Below are 465 nucleotides of genomic sequence, written 5' to 3'. Positions count from 1 at the left end.
GACTTGCAACAAAACCCAATCATGAAAGCAGCCGATGCTTTACCAGTCTACAACAGGCCTTTGCGAGGAAACAATTGATGAGCTCACCTGCTGTGTCGCTGACGTGATCGCGAGTCGCGGGATGGATCTGTCCAGATGCCGTATCCCCTTACGGGGCCAAGTGGTGGCCTGCCTGCTGATCTAGCTTCCTTTAAACAAAATCTTTGTTGATGCGGTAGGGGAATTTGTTGTTGGTGATGTAGGTTTCGAAGGCGTGTCGGGTTTCTGTGAAGCTGGCGCGTTGTTGGTTGCTGATATGGTTCTTGGCTTCGTTCCAGACGTGTTCGATGGGGTTGTGGTCGGGAGCGTAAGGGCGTTATTCATGGGGGTTCTTTTCATTGGGTTCTCAGGAGTTCGAGTTGGGTGACGATCCGGATGATGGCGGGGAGTTCGTTGAGGCGTCCTCGGTGGCCGGTGGCGAGTATT

1 pseudogene is annotated in these 465 nt (G+C 53.1%); it reads right to left on the bottom strand.

The annotated features are described in order from the left end of the window. Positions 1 to 190 precede the first annotated feature (190 nt). Positions 191 to 352 (bottom strand): annotated as a pseudogene (locus EII34_RS16670) (IS630 family transposase); the annotation flags it as partial. Positions 353 to 465: the final 113 nt, after the last annotated feature.

Source organism: Arachnia propionica (assembly GCF_003859805.1).
GTDB classification, from domain to species: domain Bacteria; phylum Actinomycetota; class Actinomycetes; order Propionibacteriales; family Propionibacteriaceae; genus Arachnia; species Arachnia propionica_C.
Note: the sequence above shows the minus strand (reverse complement) of the source record. Positions and strands in the feature narration are given on the sequence as shown.